Source organism: uncultured Cocleimonas sp., from assembly GCF_947495625.1.
In the GTDB taxonomy this organism is placed as follows: Bacteria; Pseudomonadota; Gammaproteobacteria; order Thiotrichales; family Thiotrichaceae; genus Cocleimonas.
This window is the reverse complement of record NZ_CANLZW010000009.1, coordinates 77707-96243: the sequence shown is the minus strand read 5'-3', so window position 1 is coordinate 96243 and position 18537 is coordinate 77707. Positions and strand designations below refer to the sequence as shown.

Sequence of the window (18537 nt, the reverse complement as noted above, 5' to 3'; positions counted from 1 at the left end):
AATGAATTAATACTATTTGTAATAAAGAAAAATGCTATATAGAACAAATACAATTTTGGTCAAAGAACTCGATGGTATTAATAAATATGTATTTGAAATAAATGAGAATTACTTATTAAATAGAGGTGATTTTGCTAAACACATCCGCAGATATAATAAATTAACTAGCTAAGAGGTTCTAATTAATAAAAAATGTACGTATTGGTTAAGCGTACGCTCAGCGTTTAATGCTTAAAATTGGACGCATAACTATAATGAGAAGTAGGGGACACTTCGATGTTAAATAAATTTTCAATATTGGTATCTGTTCTATTTGTATCAGCAAGTATCACGGGCTGTAGTGGAACAAAAAGTCAAAGCAATGCTTCTTTGCAAACACCAAAATCCTCAACGGTTAAAACTGCAACCAAAGAGGAAATTAAGGTCGTTCCTGTTGTGTTTGAAAAGCGTACTCCAGCTAAACGTATTCAAAATCGTGTTCAAAAACCACGTTATTTACAACCAGGGATTAATAATAATTCTTTTGCTGGAAAGCTCTCTAACGCTGCTTTAGGACGATTACGCCACAATGTTCGATACGATGGTAAATATATAAAAATAGGATATCCATGGGGAGATGTACCTCCAAATATAGGAGTTTGTACAGACGTTGTTATTCGATCGTATCGTAAGTTAGGAATCGATTTACAATCACTGGTTCATCAGGATATTAGCAGGGCATTCAATACTTATCCAAACCCAGCAAAATGGGGATTATCTAAACCTGATACTAATATAGATCATCGCCGTGTTTATAATTTACGAAATTTCTTCCAGCGTAATGGGGCGGCTTTGCCGATCACCCGCAACTCACGCGACTATAAACCGGGCGATATAGTAACTTGGATGGTTGGGGTCGATTTACCCCACATTGGTGTAGTTGTTAATAGACGTACTAAGGCTGATCCTAATAGATATATGATTGTGCACAATATCGCTCATGGTCCTCAAATAGAGGACATCTTATTTAGATTTCCAATTACTGGTCATTACCGTTATACGCCAGCCCACATTGGAAATACTCCACAAAACAGGTATATGGTTTCAAACAAGTATACGCCGCAGAGAAATAATTCGATGACTGTTGAGCAATTAAATCAGGCTGCGATTTTATTAGCTGCCAGTACGCCGGCTGTTCAACGAAAGGTTACTCAGCCAGCTCGTGTTTCAAGTTTTAGATAGAGTCTGATGCCAACTGTCCATGACTGAACAATGTTGACCCCGCGGTATTATTCTTAAGTCTATTTCTTTTCGCGTGTAGTAAAACAGCGCTTTGAATAAAATACAGAGTGAATTCAATGACTGTAATTATTGATCGTATGAGGGTGCAAATTTAAATCAACGAGAATCTCTGGCTAATGATTTTGAGAAAAGCCTAAAAAGGCTTAACTGGTTTGTACTAGATACCTTGACCACATCAAGTCAATGGGTATTTGTTTGTTATTCAGAACAAACAAATGAATAGGTTCTTGATATGAAAAATGATTAAAAATTTACATACGTCTATGAATTATATTTATCACCATCAAGTTTCAATTTTAACATTAATTATTTTTAATAAAGTTTGTATCTAAAATCAAACAATATTTACCTATAATGATTTATGAAACAAAAGGATTCTCAATGTTCAAAAAAATATTTCTAATATTGTTACTGGTTACATCAACATCTCTTGCAATTGCAAATAATCGTGATGATGCATTAGCGTCAGTAAATGAAGAGCCTAAAAGCTTTATGTCTTTAGATAATTCTTTAAAAAACGATAGAGACTTTGTTTTGGCTGCTGTCAGAAGTAAAAGTAGTGTATTTGAGTTTGTAAGTGATATTTTTAGGAATGATAAAGAAATTGCTTTAGAAGCAGTGAAAGATAACGGATATTATTTTAATTTTGTTAATGATAATTTTAAAAAAGATAGAGATTTTGTTTTAGCTTCCATAATTAATAATGGAGGTAATGGCTACAAATATATAGACAAGTCATTAAAGAAAGACAGAGAAATATTATTAGAAAGTGTTAAAAATGAACCAATTTCAATTAAGTTTGCAGATGAGACTTTGAAAAATGATAAAGAAATTGTTTTAACAGCAACATCAGGTTCTGTATATGCCTTAGAATTTGCAGATGAGTCTTTAAAAAAAGATAGAGCTTTTATTTTGGATGTCGTGAGAGTAAATGGGCATGCATTAAAATATGTAGGTGACAGCTTTAAAAAAGATAGAGAGCTAATTTTAATCGGAATGGTAACTAATGAGCATGCTTTTCAATATGCAGATGATTCTTTAAAGAACGACAAAGAGTTTGTTATAGCTGCGTTGAAGGTTGAGCCAAAGACCTTTGAATATTTAAATGATACTTTGAAGAAAGATCAAGATATTCTAAGCCTCAGATGAATATTTAAGTGATCATTCTGTATTGAATTGTTACAAGTAGATTTTTTTAAGTTCTCAAAAATTCTACGCATTGACCCCCAAGTCGAGTTGAGTGACAGTCATATAGATCTCTTTTTATCTCATCCTTATTACTTGGCTAATGATAAAAAACAACCAAAAAGGTGGGGGGTGTCTTTTTTATCTGAGTTTATCCATTTATTTGTTAAGATTTTGTATCAATTAGATTCATCAGCACCATGATTGGATATACACTTCCCATGATCTCCAAGCGAACTCAATACATAGCAATCACTTATTTGGCCATCACCTTTACAGTGTTTAGTAATTCTTAATAACTCTGTCTCAAGTCGTTTTAAGCTAGCAATTTTGGCTTGAGTCTCGACCAGTTGTTTATAGGCAATTGTATTTGCTTCAGCGCATACCTTATCTGGAAGTTGATTAAGCTCAATCAATTTACCAATTGCTTCGATCGAAAATCCTAGTTCTCTTGCATGTCGGATAAAACCCAGTCGCTCTAATTCGGATTCGCTGTAACGCCTTTGATTACCTTCGGTTCTGATCGCTGGATCAATCAAGCCAATTTGTTCGTAATACCGAATAGTCGTTACTTTTACGCCAGTTTTTTGAGAGAGAGAACCGATAGAAAACATAAAATACTCCTTGAAGCTCTAGTGACTGTAGATATTATACTAACGTCTCACACAAGTAAAAGAGGTTAAATTATGTCTGGATGTTGTGGGCACGATGCCAAGTTTGATGGAGTATCTGACGATTATAAACGTCGGCTCTGGATTGTTATTGCGATTAACGCAATCATGTTTTTTGTAGAAATGGGTGCTGGTCGTTTAGCGCAGTCGCAAGCATTGCAAGCTGATGCATTAGACTTTTTGGGTGATGCATTAACTTATGGTATCTCACTGGCAGTAATTGGTGCGTCTATTCAAGCGCGGACTAATGCAGCTCTGTTTAAAGGCATCAGTCTATTGTTGGTGGGACTGTGGGTATTTGGATCAACTCTCTACCGCGTGTTTTATGCAGAAGTACCGACTGCCGAAATTATGGGTGTAATCGGCTTTTTAGCTTTGGTTGCCAATCTGGCTAGCGTGTTAATTCTGGTGAAGTACAAAGACGGTGATGCAAATGTGCGCTCAGTATGGCTGTGCTCTAGAAATGACGCGATTGGTAATGTTGCCGTTATGTTGGCCGCACTAGGCGTATGGGGAACCGCAACTGTGTGGCCTGATCTTATTGTGGCGGGAGTTATGGCAGGTTTATTCTTATCGTCGGCATATCAAATTTTAACTCAAGCACTAGCTGAACGCCAAGCTGAAGAAATCAGTAAATGTGAACTTAAAAGCTAGCATAAGTACGAAAAAAGACATTTGTGCTTGCGCATGTTGAGCATGAATAACAACATAAATAAAAAAATGATAGTCAAATTTTTAATAATGAGAAAAAGTGTAATACTAAGTAAAAGTGTCCATCTCTTATTAGGATTTACATAAGGTCATTACATTCTAAAGCTAATATTTATAACTCCCCGTGTGGATTTTAAAACATGAGTAAACTACTAATAGAAATTCCCGTTCTTTTACCAGAGATAGAGAATGAAAAAGACCAGTGTGTAGATCGTCTTAATAAACTGTTACAAGATAAAAGTGGCATCGAAAAAGTTCATGTCAAAGAGGGCGATCCTTCTGAATTATGTATACATTATGCTCCTGAAATCATTTCACTAGAACAAGTAAAGAACATTGCTGAGCTTAGCGGTGCAGAGCTAACTAATAGATTTCAGCATCTTTTACTGGAAGTAAAAGGTATTCGTCATCAACGACACGCCCGGACTATTGAACAATCACTGCAGCAAATCCCCGGTATATTAGAAGCGATTACTGCAGCTACGGGAATTATTCGTCTTGAATGGGATACAGAACAAATAAATAAACAACAAGTTTACCAAGCGATAAATGAAATGGGCCTAACCTTTAATGAGGCTCATGAAGCGGATGACGGACATAATCATGATCAACATGGTAAAGATGATGCCCATAATCATGAGCATGGTGGTATTTTAGGTGAAAATACCGAGCTCTATTTTGCCATTGGAAGTGGTGTTTTTTGGTTAACAGGTCTTATTTTATCTTTCTTCACTGGCATGCCTGCATGGCTGCCAACTTCTCTATTTATTGGTGCGTTTATTCTGGGTGGTTACTTCACCTTACTAGAAGCAATTGAGACAATTCGAAAAGGTAATTTCGAAATAGATTTTTTGATGTTGGTTGCTGCCGCAGGTGCTGCTGCGCTAGGTAAATGGGAAGAGGGAGCATTATTATTATTCCTGTTTAGTTTAGGGCATGCACTAGAAGCCTATGCAATGAATAAAGCGAGGAAATCCATTGCAGCGTTATCTGATTTGGCGCCACCAACGGCACTTATTAAAAGAGACTCCAAGCATACAGAAATACCCATCGGGGAGCTAAGAGTTGGAGATATTATAATAATCAAGCCAAACACCAAAATAGCCGCAGATGGAGTGATTGTTTCAGGCAGTAGTGCGGTTAATCAAGCACCAATTACAGGCGAGAGTGTACCAGTTGATAAAGTGCCTGTGGATAATCCTCAAACTGATTTTAAACTTGATAATTTACCCTCAGAAAACAGAGCTTTTGCTGGAACCATTAATGGTAGCTCTGTACTGGAAGTCAAGGTGCTTAAAGAAGCCAAGGACAGTACACTTTCACGTCTAGTCGATCTAGTCAAAGAAGCTGAAACTCAAAAATCACCGACTCAGCTATTAACCGATAAATTTGAACGTTATTTCGTGCCAGCTGTTTTGATTCTTGTCGGTTTATTATTACTTGCTTTTTTGGTGATTGATGAACCTTTCAAGGATAGTTTTTATCGAGCAATGGCAGTGTTGGTTGCGGCATCTCCCTGTGCTTTGGCAATTTCGACTCCTAGCGCCGTGCTGGCTGGTGTAGCAAGAGCAGCAAAGCAAGGAGTGCTTATCAAAGGCGGGCGACCGCTAGAAGATTTGGGTTCACTTAGTGCCGTTGCATTCGATAAAACGGGTACGCTTACTGAAGGTAAACCTAAACTAACGAATGCCATTCCTTATGGTGACACTAACAAAAATGATTTACTCAGTGTTGCAATTGCTGTCGAAAGTTTAAGTGATCACCCTTTAGCAGGCGCTATCGTTAAAGGTGGGCAAAAGTTATTAGGAGAAAAATATAAGATTGCAAATGCACAAAATTTGCAAGCACTAATGGCACGAGGTATTAAGGCTGATTATCAAGGGACAACAGTACATATTGGTAATCGCCGTCTCTTTAACGAGTTGGATATAACAAAAAAACAAGGTATTCCTGATGAAATTCTTCAGCAAATGGAGAGCCTTGAAAAAGAGGGCCATACCGCAATGATTGTGCATCAAAATGATCGCTTTCTAGGAATTATCTCCGTGATGGACGTTGCCCGTAAGGAATCAAAAGCTACGCTTACAGCCCTAAGAGCTATCGGTATTCGTCGCATGATTATGCTAACGGGTGATAATCAGCAAGTCGCCAATGCGGTTGCAAAAAGCATTGGCATTACAGATCCAATGGGTGGATTGTTACCAGAAGATAAAGTCGCAGCCATAGACAAACTTAAAGCAGAAGAAGGTAAAGTCGCTATGGTAGGTGATGGAGTAAATGATGCTCCTGCGATGGCGAAAAGCACCGTAGGTATCGCAATGGGCGCAGCAGGCTCAGACGTTGCTTTGGAAACTGCTGATATTGCGTTGATGGCAGATAAGCTTGATAACTTGCCATTTGCAATTGAGCTTAGCCGCAAAGCCAAGGGCATCATAAAACAGAATCTGTGGTTTAGTCTTGGCGTTGTTGCCATACTGGTGCCAGCAACTATTTTGGGGTGGGCTGGTATCGGAATTGCAGTTGTTATTCATGAAGGCTCAACTTTACTGGTAGTGGGAAATGCTTTGCGTCTATTGAATTTCAAATATAAAAATTAACTCCAAATACTAGAAAGCCATGTGTGATTAAAAGGCACTGCGAATGACATCTGTTATTTGCTCAGCGGTTGATCCATACACTCTTGCTAGCCGAAATATTGTTGCGCAACCACCAATCCACCGCTGAAAGCAATTATTGAGACGGAGAAGGGTATTATGTTCATGGAAATTCTTATGTGGCAAATATATGCCTATTTATGAAGTATCGACTTTTATGGTGAATAATTTAAGGTGTGCCAATGCAGATAAACACTCGTTATGTTTGAGCGGGATCTTTATCTAATAATTTCTTCTCATAAATAGAAATATCAACATGAGCAACAAAAAAGATGGCAGCACAACCAAGTAATTGCCGTACTTAACGTAGGGCGTTGTACCTGAAAGTATCGTAATAGTGCCTTTCACAACGCCTTGCTCATAGGCAGGCATGGTATGTAAAATTTTGCCCTTATGGTCAATAATCCCTGACACACCTGTATTCGTTGCCCGCAACAAGTAACGACCAGATTCTAATGCACGAAACCGAGCAATTTGCATATGTTGGTAAGGCTGTAAGGAATGACTAAACCACCCATCATTAGTCATATTAACTAAGTAATCCGCCTCTGGTAGATCCTTAATAATCTCCTCACCAAAAACATCTTCATAGCAAATGCTTATTTGAGCCTGATGCTTTCCAATGTTTAATAGCCCGCTTTCTTCTCCTTTGGATAAATTATTGAATGGAATATTAATCCATCTATCCAACCAACGTAAATATTCTAAAAATGGAATATATTCACCAAGAGGTACCAAGTGGCGTTTAGAATAGAAACTTGTCGCATCCGCATTCTTGCCCAATACCAAGGTACTATTTTCTACCTGACCATCAGTTGTTTCACGAAAGCCGCCGATCAAAAGATTCGTATTATTATCAAGCGCTTCTTGTTGCATCGGCTTTAGTACAAAATCTTTAAAATCAGCAAAGCGACCTGGAATAGCGGTTTCGGGCCAAACAATCAAATCACTATCCCAATTTTCCCTTGTCATCTCCATATATCGTTCTACCGATGGAACTCTGTTCTCAGGTAGCCACTTTTTCTCCTGAGCAATATTTCCCTGTAATAAACTTACCTTGAGTGTTTCACCCTCGGGCACAATCCAATCCTTCGCAGATAAATACCATGCAGTACCTACTAAAAACGTGATGACACAGGTGCCTGCCGTACGGTTAAGTCGTAATACTGAGCCATTGTTACGGGGTGTAAAAATAACAACTAGTGCACCCGAAATAATCGCTACCACCCAACTGACCATTAAGCTTCCACCGACTGGGGCAATGTGTGCGAACCAAGTATCAATTTGAGAGTGACCAACATACAACCAAGGGAATCCGGTAAACAACCAGCCCCTAGCCCACTCTATAAGCACCCATGCTGCCGGATATACGAAAAGAAGCTTAGTAACTGGTGAACACTTTTTAAAATATGAGGTAATCAGTCCGAATAGTGCAATTTGTAACGCCAAAGCAAGCACAAATAAAAAGGTGAACAAGGCAGCAAGCAGAAAGGGGGCTTGGGCAAACGCGTACATGCTTTGGAAAACCCAAGAGATGCCAGCACCAAATAGCCCAATACCAAAGGCCCAGCTCAGCTTTACGGTCTGTGCCCGATCGTTACTGAGAATGAGAAGGTAAAAAAGAACGGCAAGTGTGATATAGGAAACTGGGAAAAAGTTAAAAGGTGCAAACGAGAGGACCATGCTTGCACCAGCGATCAAGGAGTATAAATAGTAACGTTTTTTTAAAGTGTTCATTGTGACTCTACTAATACCTTACGCTGCCCAAGTGGCATGGATCTTTAGCTGATTTACTGATTTTGGAAGCCCTTAGGATTACTAGCGACAATCGACTGTCATGGTTTCCGTCGTTTGAGCATGGCCATCTATTTCAGCCAATTGATTCTGAACTAAGGACGGTGCCTTACATTCTGTTTTAAATACTTCGCCCAGCTGTAGGTGGTTTGTATCGACAAATGTGGCCAAACCTACACCGCTATCATCGGTCACGATAATTTCTAAAGTGCGCCCTTTTAATTGCTGGCTCTTTTTCAACGGTATGGTGAGATTCATCTTTAAGCGAGATTCGTCATTTAGCAGCAATTTGTAATTTTCGACTTTAGCAAACTCTAATGGTTGGTCGTCCAACAGTAAGCTAGTGAAATACTTCATATCAGTAAGGCCAATTAGAATATCAGTAGCTCGCTTTTTCAGTGTTTCCTCGCGTTTGGCTTCAGATAAATCTTCACCATCCATCAGAATAGCAGACAGCTCTTTATCGTAAATCCAACTCATTTGAATTGCGCTTAATTCTTTTTGGGGGTTATTGACAAGTTTTGCGGTGAGATCTAGTTGATAGTGGTATCCCCCGGCAAATGAAGTTTGAACGACCATTAGACTGATCGTAACTGATGTAAAAAATAGACTTAACAATGACGTTATTTTCATGAAGGTCTCTCAATATTCTTAAGGGTTTAAGTTGGTAACAAATAGTAAGGTGATGACAAGTACAGCACCGGCGGTCGACCAAGCTCCCAGAATGCGCAAAATGACACCATCTAATACATTGCGTAATGTTAGGGCTATCAGGCTAATGACGAGGAGCAGCAGGCTGGAAAAGACGCTACTACCTGCTAAATGAGCATAAATTTTTGCAGATTGTAGTCCTGGTATTCTGGGTACTGCTGAATCCATACCAATCACTACAGCCGCTAGACAGGCAATCATCAATGAGAGAATAATTACCATATCCCATTTAAAAACAATCAGGATGCCAGTAATACCGGCTAGTGGTAATAACACCCACTCAGCATTCCAGGGGGGAGATTGGTAGCGCGTCATAATAAGTGACGCTAGTAGCACTATTATAAATGCAGGCAACACGAACCGAATTGTTTTCCTACCCTGCTGCCCTGATAATAAACCCAATGCGAACAGTACGATCAAGTGAGCCGGTACCATCATTGGGTGATAAAAGCCTTTCATGAAAAAGCTAGTGCTTGGACTACCGATTGCCCATGCATTCATGGGTAACAAAAAGCCGATAAGTATAATGAGCAGGTTTCGTATCGGGAGGTTTATCATATCCAGCCCGTCAAAAAGCCAATACCCACCAGGGCGATAATTCCACCTGCTGCTCGTGCGATGATCTTGCCTGTTGGCCAGCGAATAAGTTCACCGAAACCAATACCCGATAAATGTAACAAACCTGTCGAGACGACAAACCCGACACTATATGCTAGTGCACTGGCTGCTTTCGGTAGTTCAGTACCATGCGCATGGCCATGAAAAATAGCAAAAGCGGCGACAATAACGGCTGTAATCCAAAGCGGTGGTTTGAGTTCAAATAAAATCATTGAACCCAACACGAGGGAAGAGGCTGCGATGCCGACCTCGATATAAGGTATTGGGATACCCAAAAGACCCAGTACTCCCCCGAATGCCATGACTAAGGGAAAAACAACAGGTAGTACCCAAATGGCCGGGCGACCCAGAAATGCGCCCAAAATGCCTACCGCAACCATAGCTGCGACGTGATCGAGTCCCGCCAGGGGATGCATGAACCCACTCGTCAAACCACCAGTGATACCCTCGCCGGAGTGGGCCAGTACTGTTTCTGGTGTAACTAAGCTTAATATAATAATCCACAGGTATTTAGTCCAAGATGGCATTCTTATGACTCCATTTATTATTCATGAAAGTGCAAGATCAATTACTAAAGCAACTTTAAATATGTAATTACATTTATACTATTAACACAACTTTTAACGCGGACCTCTGAAAATATTTGTGAGGCCCATTAGTTTCCTGCCTTTAACGTGTTGACTCGACTTCTTTGCTAACCATATCCATAAGTTGCTGTGCGCCAAATTCAAGTAATGGCTTTTCATTAACAAAAAATGTAGGTGTTTGACGAACCCCAATAGTCTTGATATCGGCTGCATCTTGGGTTAGTACAAAATTGATTTCAGGGCTTTTCATTTGCTCACGAGCCTTTTCAATGTCAAGACCTGCATCTTCAGCCGCTGCCCATGCGATATCCAGTTTGGCACCAGAGTGATCAGCCCATCGAGGTTGCGACTTTAAGAGTGCTTCAAGGACTGGTTCGAATATATTTTGAAGTTGAGCGGTTTCCAGGATCTTAACAGCGATATCTGAGCCATCATGAAATGCTGCATAACGCATTACAATACGTACTTCATTTGGATATCGTTTGCGAATATCAACTAGCACCGGGTGCATCGCTCTACACGCTTCACATGCAGGGTCAAAAAACTCTACAATGGTTACAGGCGCATTTTTTGGTCCGAGCACGGGTGAGTATGGTCTTATCAATGTAGTATCTTGAGATAACTCATTAACGACAGATGAAGGGGAAGATTTGTCGATTGTAAACCACCAGCCAATTAAAAATATGAGAAGGGCACACAAGACTGTGCCGAGAACAAGTTTGGATCGATTCATGTTTATACCTTTGAATGTTTATTATGGAAGTGAAATATTATAAGTAGTAGGGCAATTGCCAAAAAACTTATGAATGATAAATAGGGAATGGGTAACCCAGCAACCGTTAGCATCGCGCTATCTGTGCATGAAGGGCCGTTTTGTTGACACGGGCTTATCGCTTCTTTTACGATTCCGGCATAGAGCAAACTATGCCATAGTGCTATAGCACCTCCAACGAAGGTCAGTGGTAGCGCATAACGTCCTATGCGAGAATCACTAGTAAGGCATGCTACGCCAAGAATCCAAGCCAAGGGAAACATGGCGATACGTTGATACCAGCATAAAACACAGGGAGTTTGCCCAAGTATTTCTCCTATAAAAAGAGCTGCAAGTGTAGCTGATAGAGCAACAATCCAAGCAGCATAAAGCCAAACATATGATTGTGCCACAGCACTATTGTTGATAATTTTATTCACGAATTTGTACCTTTAGTTTATTAGTCTTAATCAGCCCACATGTGCTTTGAGTAGCCTTACTACTGTTATACATTTGATTTTGCTTTTTTAATTATAAGTTGATGTTCAGGTTTAATTGGCATTGACTTGAATGGGTTTACATTCGTACCACCTGTATTGCCTTGTGGTACTAACCCAAACACAGTTTTAGTTGAAGCTCCTACTATGCGAAATACTTGACCAATAATTTCTTTTAACTTTAAATTACGAACTGCCCAGAACATCATTAAGACATGTACTTTTATATGCCAATAAGTAGATGCTTGGCCTAATACATGAGCATTTTCTAAATATTGAAATTCAAGTTCAATATTCCCTGCTTTACTAGCATTGGCTGCAAGCTCTAATTCAGTTTTAACATAAGGTGCAATTTTTTTTGAGTAACAATTAAACATAAAAAACTCCTTACTTTTTAGTCCCTGATGCGACAAAAACTCCTCCATAATTAAATGAGGAATCAACTTTGAAATCGTTAACATTAACTTTTAAATATTGCCAAATAGGTCTATTTACCTCACCTTTTCCAATCCACTTTACTAAAGTACCTCTCAATGATGGTTTTTCAATATACCAATCCATAATGGCAATACGTCCATTTTCCGATAACATCGAAAGTAATACATCAATGATTTTTTTCCAGTGAGGAAAACCCGACAAACCAAGATCACAAAATACTGCATCAAAGCCTTCGAGGTTATTCTCCTTAAAAAGCTCATTTTTTAAAGTGTTTTCTAAATTAATTACATCCTGATTCAATAACTTGATATTGGTCCATTGGTTCCGATCTATTTTTACTTGAGCCTTATTTAACATGCCCGATGAAATATCAACACCTACGATTAATCCACTATTTTTCAGGTATCGCTGAAAATATTCAAAATTCTGACCCGTCCCAACTGGGACGTTTAAAACAGACTTTTCTTTGATTAGTCTCAACTCTCTAATCGCTTCTGACCTAGCTTTATGATAATAAAACTTTGGAGAGAGAATATCGTACACTCTAGAAAACTTATTGTAATAAGAAGTAGCTTGCATCTGTTTCTCAAAGTCATATTTACGCATATTCACAAATTCTTTAATTAAAGTTCCTGAATGTATTAAGAATTGCTAGGGAAGGAAGCAACTGAGCAAGAACTCTATTCCAGCGAATAGAAGGGGTAGCGGTAACATAAACGATATCCCTTGGCCTTACATCAAATTGTTCGGCAAACAGAACCGATTGAACTGAAGATATTGGCAATTGATAAACAGTAGGGATCTTATCGTTATTATTTTCTTTTCGGACTACAAAAATACCTTTTGGGTTAACACTATCCTCTTTAAAACTACCAGCGTCGTTAATAGCCTCAGCCAAGGTCATTCCGTCTTCAACTTGGTATTTTACTGAACCAGGCTTTAGAACTTCACCCATTACAAATACTTTTGCTTGTTCCGATCTGAGCTCTCTTTCTAATTCTTTTCTCAAGCGTAAAATTGATCGCTCTTTAATTATATCGTTTCGTAAACGAACTGTACTCAGAGTATCTTGTTTGCGCACTTCTAGATTCAATATACGATTGAACTCATCTAACTCAGTTCTTTCCACAACATGTAATCGATCTCCATTCTCAAGGATAAAATTTTGACGGTCATCGTTAAGTTTTATCATACGGTTTAGGTCGATAGAGACGTTTTTGTTGTTACGCGCAAGAGTAGCATAGCCAGTATATTTGTTTAGTAGTAAGCCCCCACTATTTGATATCGCATCACGAACTGTTGTTGGCGTATCTTTAATAATCAAAGTAGAGGGTTTTGCAAGCGCGCCAGACGTATATATTTTTTGACTACGATATTGTGCAATACTCACAATGACTCTTGGATTGGTAATGTATGACTTCAGTTTACTTGCCAACTCATCACGAATCGAACTAGTACTCTTACCAAGAGTATTTATCTTACCAACATACGGAAAACTAATACTGCCGTCATTGCCCACTATATGGCCACCATTGTTTGAACTTGTATCTGTTAATTCAGGCTGCTCCCACACGCTTATACTCAATACATCGCCCTTACCAATATAGTATTGGTAGTTTTCCTTATTATCATCTGATGTAATTCCTTCAAAGCCTGACATCGCTTTACCTGCTGGCCTAGAATTCTGGTTTTTTTCTTGATCATTTGCACTGTAAATAACCGAATCTTTGCTACCGTTCGACTCCGTTTGAGATATAAATAAGGGTACTCGTTGTTTTTTAGCTCTCACATAGGCAGCATAATCAAAAGGTCTTTGCTTATTTATAGTATCAGCATTGATTATTACCAACTTATAATCAACACCCTCCTTTTGCGGTTTTGAATCTCTCGAAAAGCTTGTTTTTAGTCCCGGGACTCCTGGTGCAATAGAACAAGAACTCAAGCTAGTTGTTGTAAAGGTTATTAATATGATTTGGATAATTTTTTTATAAACTTTATTACTTTCTAAATTACAATTCCTGGGTATAGATAGATACATTTTTCACCTAAAAAGAATAACGATATTTTCTGCGAGCGAGCGCATATACTTTCATTGCTAGCAAAGCAATGTCTCGATAGGGTCCCTACGGAATAGGGGAGAAAAGTTTAGGCTTTAGGTGGTCTTAAAAGTGGAGATTGGGAAACAGTATAAACACTAGTTTTAGCTAAAGAGATAAACACGCGCTGTGCGTCAACTGAAGTTAATAATATTGAGGAGAAAATTCCAGTGGTATGAGAAGAGCTATGTGGGCAATGCTCATTTAAATTATCATGCCCTTCAAGATTGACGCTTCCTGATAAAAACTTGGGAGGTTCTTTTTTAATATAAGCTGATTCTTGCCCCAATATATTTGAGGTGTGAATGTCCGTAGCCACAGTGGTATGTGTGAACGCTATAAAAAAAAGCAATAAATAAACTATGAATCGATACATATTTGCACAAGTTACTGACTAACCTCTATAAATGCAACTAAAAATATCTTATTTATAACACGTTACAGAATGTAGTTTAATGCAAGCATAACTAGATCGGTGTTTGTATATGAGTACTGTTGTTTTTATTGATACTCTTATTCACTTATTCGTACTGATCAGTCGCTAATCACCATCAAGTTAAGACTGTTTGTTTAGCATCCGCTAGTTGTTCTGATAATTATCGTCATAATGATTGCAATTGTAAAATTTCGAGAGGCAACAATACCTTGAGTAATTACGTACTACTTAATGAAATGCTTTCTTATCACCTGGGAAAAAATATAAACAGCTTCAATAGAGTAATAGATGGAAATTGTATATTCCAACTATATACTACGCACTATTTTATGAATTACGCTAACAACTTATGACTAGAATTTATCAATGTACACTATTTCTCCTATTCTCAGTGTTTGTTACTGCCTGTGATAATAAAAAACAGGAAAGCACTCCAAATACAAACGCCGCAGATTCGATAACGATTATTGACCCGTACATAAGAGCCATGCCTCCCGGACAAAAAGTCACAGCCATGTTTATGACCATGGACAATACATCGGCAACCATGCAAGAGTTAGTATCTGTAGAATCAGCTGCGAGCGAACATGCGGAGATACATCAACATAAAATGGTTGATGGCATGATGCAGATGGGTCAAGTTGAAAAAATATCTGTGAATGCAAAAAGTTCTGCTGCATTACAACCTGGTGGTTTCCATATAATGCTAATCGGGCTGAAGAAAGACTTAGCACAAGGTGATATGGTTGATATGAAACTCACCTTTAAAGATGGCTCGAGTAAAACCGTAAAAACGGAAGTTAAGAAAATTGAAGTGCACTAGTTGCACACTCAATGTATGTCTTCTGATTTATAGCTACACATTAAGAATGTAACCTAACAGAATAACCGAGAGATAGATCAATTTAATTATGTCAAAAGCCCTTATTTTCCTTTCTATCATGGCACTAGTGCTAGGTTTAGTGATAGGAAATAGTTTCTTCAAGCCACCTCAAAAAAAGTCAGGAGAGTACATAGATCCGCCCGGTGGGGACTTTACCTTACAAAGTATAAATGGCGATGTGAGTTTAAGTGACTTTGCAGGAAAAGTGACTTTAATTTATTTTGGTTATACATTCTGTCCTGATGTCTGCCCAACATCTTTGTCTCGAGTAGGTGCTGCATTTAAAAAACTAGATATAGAAGAACTGAAGAGTGTTCAAGGAATATTGGTAAGTGTAGACCCAGAACGAGATACACTACAAAAATTAGCTGATTACACCAAATTCTTTCACCCACAAATTGTTGGTATCACTGGTACCAAAGAAACAATAGATGAAATCGCCAAACGCTACGACGTTAAATACCGAAAAGCCGAAGGAACTACAGAAGCAAGTTACTTAGTCGACCACACTGCGTATATATTCGTATTAGATAAAAAGGGAAAAATTAGAGAGTATCTGCCGCACGCTGTTGAAGTTGGTCGTGCAGTGAAAGTCATTCGTAAATTGATAAATGAGTAATATTTATAGTCGCTATAGCATCTTCTGCCTGTAACCCATATATAAATATCGCAAATTTCTGCTGCATCATCAATTGTGACCGTACGAATCAAAATAGCCTTCTATATAATTAAAAAAATTTAGCACAAGCGGGTGTAAACCCTTCATCATCATGCTCGGTTTCACCTATTTCAACAAGGTGTTTAGTATGAGTGGTTAGAATTTCATGGGTATCCCAGACAAGGTAAGGGATATTTTATTGAGAGTTCATGGATATTTCTCCTGAGTGTAATTAATGGAGAAACTCCAACCCATAAGGGGAGGCGAATCCCCAGTGGGTTAAAAGTTAATGATATCGTTTAAATCAGGCCCTTTTCTGCAAAAGACGTATGTGAATTCTCATCAGGTCCAACAACGACATGATCCAATACACGTATATCAACCAGGATTAAGGCTTGTTTGAGCTTATTTGTAATGTTCATGTCTGACTGACTGGCGTCGGTGACACCAGAAGGGTGGTTGTGTCCAAAAATAACCGCAGCTGCATTGTATTCAAGTGCTTTTTGAACAACCACACGGGGATGAACTGAAGCGCCATCAATGGTTCCGTAAAACAACTCTTCAACGCGGATAACGCGGTGCTTGTTGTCAAGAAACAGGGCGATGAAAACCTCATTTTTGCGGTTTCCAATCCAGTGCCAGATGGTTGAGATAGAATCAGCGACATTGCTAATGGCGGAGCCTGGTATGAAAGTTTGCATGGCGATGAACGAAGCCATATCAAGAATTTCAGCAGGTAAAAGTTCACGTGTGGCCTGATAACAGCCAGTGTCTTCGTGTAGAACGAAGGGAGTAGGGTGTTGCATAGTGATTTTCCTCAGTTAAATTACAAGGGAAAACCATCAACCCGTCAGGGAAGCTGGTTCCCTGGTGGGTTGAAAATATTGTGTGAAGTGAGTCTCGTCTCGTGAGACCTTGTTGTAGATCGACTTTAAAAACTCAAAGGAAAGGTATGGGGATGATCCTTTTAGTTTGGTGTTAATGAATGGATGCTTTCTTCCAGGTCTGGCTTTTCGCATCAAACGCATAACCTATTTCCTTCAACCGAATCGTTTGTGCTCGAAGCACTTTACGATCCACAGACGGATCAAGTTTGACGCTTGCACCTAACGGCATAAGCAATCCAAATAGAGTATTGTCATCATCATTGTCGATATGAGTTTCTGTCTCTGTATCAGGCGTTGATTTGCCTGTTACTGGTTCAGCTTTCTCGGTATCAATCGGATCGGGTTCAGCTTCTACTGGATCAGGTGTGACTGCAACAATATCAACTAATAACATGTCAGCAAGTTTTATCCGAATCTCGGTTACGCTACGACCGCCAGCGATGTAGTGGCCTTGGAAAATGCGTTCAAGCTGAAACTCACCTTCATAAGTCCCCGGATCAAACTGATCCAGTAGTGAATCTTTAACAGCAAATTCACCGATAGAAAGGTTGAGAGTTCCAACTTTAAAAGGGCCGTTACGGCCGTTAATTTCCCGAATGGCTAAAATGCCCTTGAATATTGGGTTTGTTGAGGTATGCATGTGTATCTCCTTAATTGTTAATAGAGCAGGGGATACACTGTCCTTTACAGGGCATTGTATTCCCTGCGAGGTATCGTGCGTTTATGAAAACTTAAGCGACTATTTGTTGATGTTGTCTTGCTTCATCAGCGTATTCACTTAGTGTTTTATTGGCCTCCCAGTGTAAGTCTCTTTCGATACCTATACTTAGTGGGCCTTTGTAATTGCTTAATTCTTCAATGCTGACACTTCCAAGTTCTGGGCATTGCATTCCAAGATCACACAATCCAAATGCTAGATCTGGATAATCTGGATCGACGGAGGCAATGAGCCAAGTGGCTGCACCAACAGGATTAAAGAGTTTTACAACGGGTTTAGGGTTGAAACCTGGGTCATCGTTATACTTTTGACCGTTTTGAAGAAGTATTGCAAATTGCGTACGTGTGAAAAGTTCCATTGTGTCACCTATTTAGAATTGATAGGGAACACGTATCCCACAGGGAAACTGTTCCCTATGGGGTAGAAGTAAGTTGAAATTACAATTTAATTGCCAGTAGCTATTAAGTAGCTAAGCACTAAAAAATAAACAGCTAGTAGTCCTATGATAACTCCGAGGGCTATTTAGCAATTGTGTAGTTGGATTTATCCATGTAGTTCTCCTGTAAGTTGAAAAACAGGAAAAACCACCATCAGGGAGGAATTCCCTGCGGGGTAGAAAATGAACCAGTATTTAATAAATACTTTGAGACGTGATGTGGTTCGTGGGTCTCTTAGAGTCGATGCTAAGCATCAATTTCAGATTTTATTGTAGCTGATTTATCTATTGGGTCAAGAGTCGATTTGATAAACGTTTTGCACCAAGGTATTGTTTGAATGTTATTGTAGCTGCAGTTTGATGTGTTGTTTTTTTGGTTTCCCTTTTTCTCTCTCGTCAAAACCTTTTTATAAAAAGCCCTTTTTGGCAAGTCCCTTGCCATTACAGAACCATTCCATTATTAAATCCCTTTAGCCATTTGCCTTTATCTTTTTTTGCTCTTTTTCCATTTTCGTTTGAATATAT

The 18537-nt window shown here is 38.9% G+C and carries 20 protein-coding genes; 6 read left to right on the top strand and 14 right to left on the bottom strand.

The features are described 5' to 3' along the window. Positions 1-276 precede the first annotated feature (276 nt). Positions 277-1221, top strand: a complete 945-nt coding sequence (locus Q1A31_RS07035; RefSeq protein ID WP_299874328.1) for a DUF1287 domain-containing protein — start codon at positions 277-279, stop codon at positions 1219-1221. A 441-nt stretch (positions 1222-1662) separates the two neighbouring features. After that, complete coding sequence (locus Q1A31_RS07030) at positions 1663-2430, top strand: DUF4116 domain-containing protein (RefSeq protein ID WP_299874325.1); 768 nt, start codon at positions 1663-1665, stop codon at positions 2428-2430. 215 nt (positions 2431-2645) lie between these two features. On the opposite strand, the gene Q1A31_RS07025 is transcribed toward Q1A31_RS07030, so the two are convergent. Continuing rightward, positions 2646-3080, bottom strand: coding sequence for a helix-turn-helix domain-containing protein (locus Q1A31_RS07025; protein WP_299874321.1), 435 nt, complete (start codon positions 3078-3080; stop codon positions 2646-2648). 72 nt (positions 3081-3152) lie between these two features. Between Q1A31_RS07025 and Q1A31_RS07020 the strand changes: the two genes are divergently transcribed. Continuing rightward, positions 3153-3791, top strand: a complete 639-nt coding sequence (locus Q1A31_RS07020) for a cation transporter (RefSeq protein ID WP_299874318.1) — start codon at positions 3153-3155, stop codon at positions 3789-3791. 197 nt (positions 3792-3988) lie between these two features. Next, positions 3989-6445, top strand: coding sequence for a heavy metal translocating P-type ATPase (locus Q1A31_RS07015; protein WP_299874315.1), 2457 nt, complete (start codon positions 3989-3991; stop codon positions 6443-6445). A gap of 279 nt (positions 6446-6724) precedes the next feature. Here the strand turns inward: Q1A31_RS07015 and lnt are convergent, their stop codons facing one another. From lnt to Q1A31_RS06965, 10 genes are all read right to left on the bottom strand, one after another. Next, on the bottom strand, positions 6725-8185 hold the full coding sequence (gene lnt, locus Q1A31_RS07010) for an apolipoprotein N-acyltransferase (protein ID WP_299874413.1): 1461 nt from the start codon (positions 8183-8185) through the stop codon (positions 6725-6727). Between the two features lie 135 nt (positions 8186-8320). Next, positions 8321-8875, bottom strand: coding sequence for a DUF1007 family protein (locus tag Q1A31_RS07005; RefSeq protein ID WP_299874410.1), 555 nt, complete (start codon positions 8873-8875; stop codon positions 8321-8323). A 72-nt stretch (positions 8876-8947) separates the two neighbouring features. Then, complete coding sequence (locus tag Q1A31_RS07000) at positions 8948-9565, bottom strand: HupE/UreJ family protein (protein WP_299874312.1); 618 nt, start codon at positions 9563-9565, stop codon at positions 8948-8950. Beyond that, a complete protein-coding gene (locus Q1A31_RS06995; RefSeq protein WP_299874309.1) occupies positions 9562-10152 on the bottom strand; it encodes a HupE/UreJ family protein in 591 nt (196 codons plus the stop codon). The genes Q1A31_RS07000 and Q1A31_RS06995 overlap by 4 nt, the downstream gene beginning before the upstream one ends. Before the next feature lie 142 nt (positions 10153-10294). Next, positions 10295-10945, bottom strand: coding sequence for a thioredoxin domain-containing protein (locus tag Q1A31_RS06990; protein WP_299874306.1), 651 nt, complete (start codon positions 10943-10945; stop codon positions 10295-10297). Between the two features lie 2 nt (positions 10946-10947). Continuing rightward, complete coding sequence (locus tag Q1A31_RS06985; RefSeq protein WP_299874304.1) at positions 10948-11376, bottom strand: disulfide bond formation protein B; 429 nt, start codon at positions 11374-11376, stop codon at positions 10948-10950. 92 nt (positions 11377-11468) lie between these two features. Next, positions 11469-11837: a DUF3703 domain-containing protein gene (locus Q1A31_RS06980; RefSeq protein ID WP_299874302.1), complete on the bottom strand. Its 369-nt coding sequence runs from the start codon at positions 11835-11837 to the stop codon at positions 11469-11471. A gap of 10 nt (positions 11838-11847) precedes the next feature. Next, entirely contained in the window at positions 11848-12504 is a 657-nt protein-coding gene (locus tag Q1A31_RS06975) for a class I SAM-dependent methyltransferase (protein ID WP_299874300.1), read from the bottom strand. A 13-nt stretch (positions 12505-12517) separates the two neighbouring features. Next, complete coding sequence (locus Q1A31_RS06970; protein ID WP_299874298.1) at positions 12518-13840, bottom strand: polysaccharide biosynthesis/export family protein; 1323 nt, start codon at positions 13838-13840, stop codon at positions 12518-12520. Positions 13841-14043: 203 nt separating this feature from the next. Beyond that, on the bottom strand, positions 14044-14313 hold the full coding sequence (locus Q1A31_RS06965; protein ID WP_299874295.1) for a hypothetical protein: 270 nt from the start codon (positions 14311-14313) through the stop codon (positions 14044-14046). A gap of 466 nt (positions 14314-14779) precedes the next feature. On the opposite strand from Q1A31_RS06965, the gene Q1A31_RS06960 reads away from it, so the two are divergent. Both Q1A31_RS06960 and Q1A31_RS06955 read left to right on the top strand, forming a co-directional pair. Then, a complete protein-coding gene (locus Q1A31_RS06960) occupies positions 14780-15253 on the top strand; it encodes a copper chaperone PCu(A)C (RefSeq protein ID WP_299874293.1) in 474 nt (157 codons plus the stop codon). Between the two features lie 88 nt (positions 15254-15341). Further along, a complete protein-coding gene (locus Q1A31_RS06955) occupies positions 15342-15932 on the top strand; it encodes an SCO family protein (protein ID WP_299874290.1) in 591 nt (196 codons plus the stop codon). 338 nt (positions 15933-16270) lie between these two features. Here the strand turns inward: Q1A31_RS06955 and Q1A31_RS06950 are convergent, their stop codons facing one another. The 3 genes from Q1A31_RS06950 to Q1A31_RS06940 all read right to left on the bottom strand — a co-directional run bounded on the left by Q1A31_RS06950 (position 16271) and on the right by Q1A31_RS06940 (position 17934). After that, positions 16271-16777 (bottom strand): JAB domain-containing protein, encoded by a 507-nt coding sequence (locus tag Q1A31_RS06950; protein WP_366942985.1) that lies wholly within the window; start codon positions 16775-16777, stop codon positions 16271-16273. 172 nt (positions 16778-16949) lie between these two features. Next, entirely contained in the window at positions 16950-17498 is a 549-nt protein-coding gene (locus tag Q1A31_RS06945; RefSeq protein WP_299874287.1) for a DUF3275 family protein, read from the bottom strand. A gap of 91 nt (positions 17499-17589) precedes the next feature. Next, positions 17590-17934, bottom strand: coding sequence for a DUF2958 domain-containing protein (locus Q1A31_RS06940; RefSeq protein WP_299874284.1), 345 nt, complete (start codon positions 17932-17934; stop codon positions 17590-17592). Between the last annotated feature and the right edge of the window lie 603 nt (positions 17935-18537).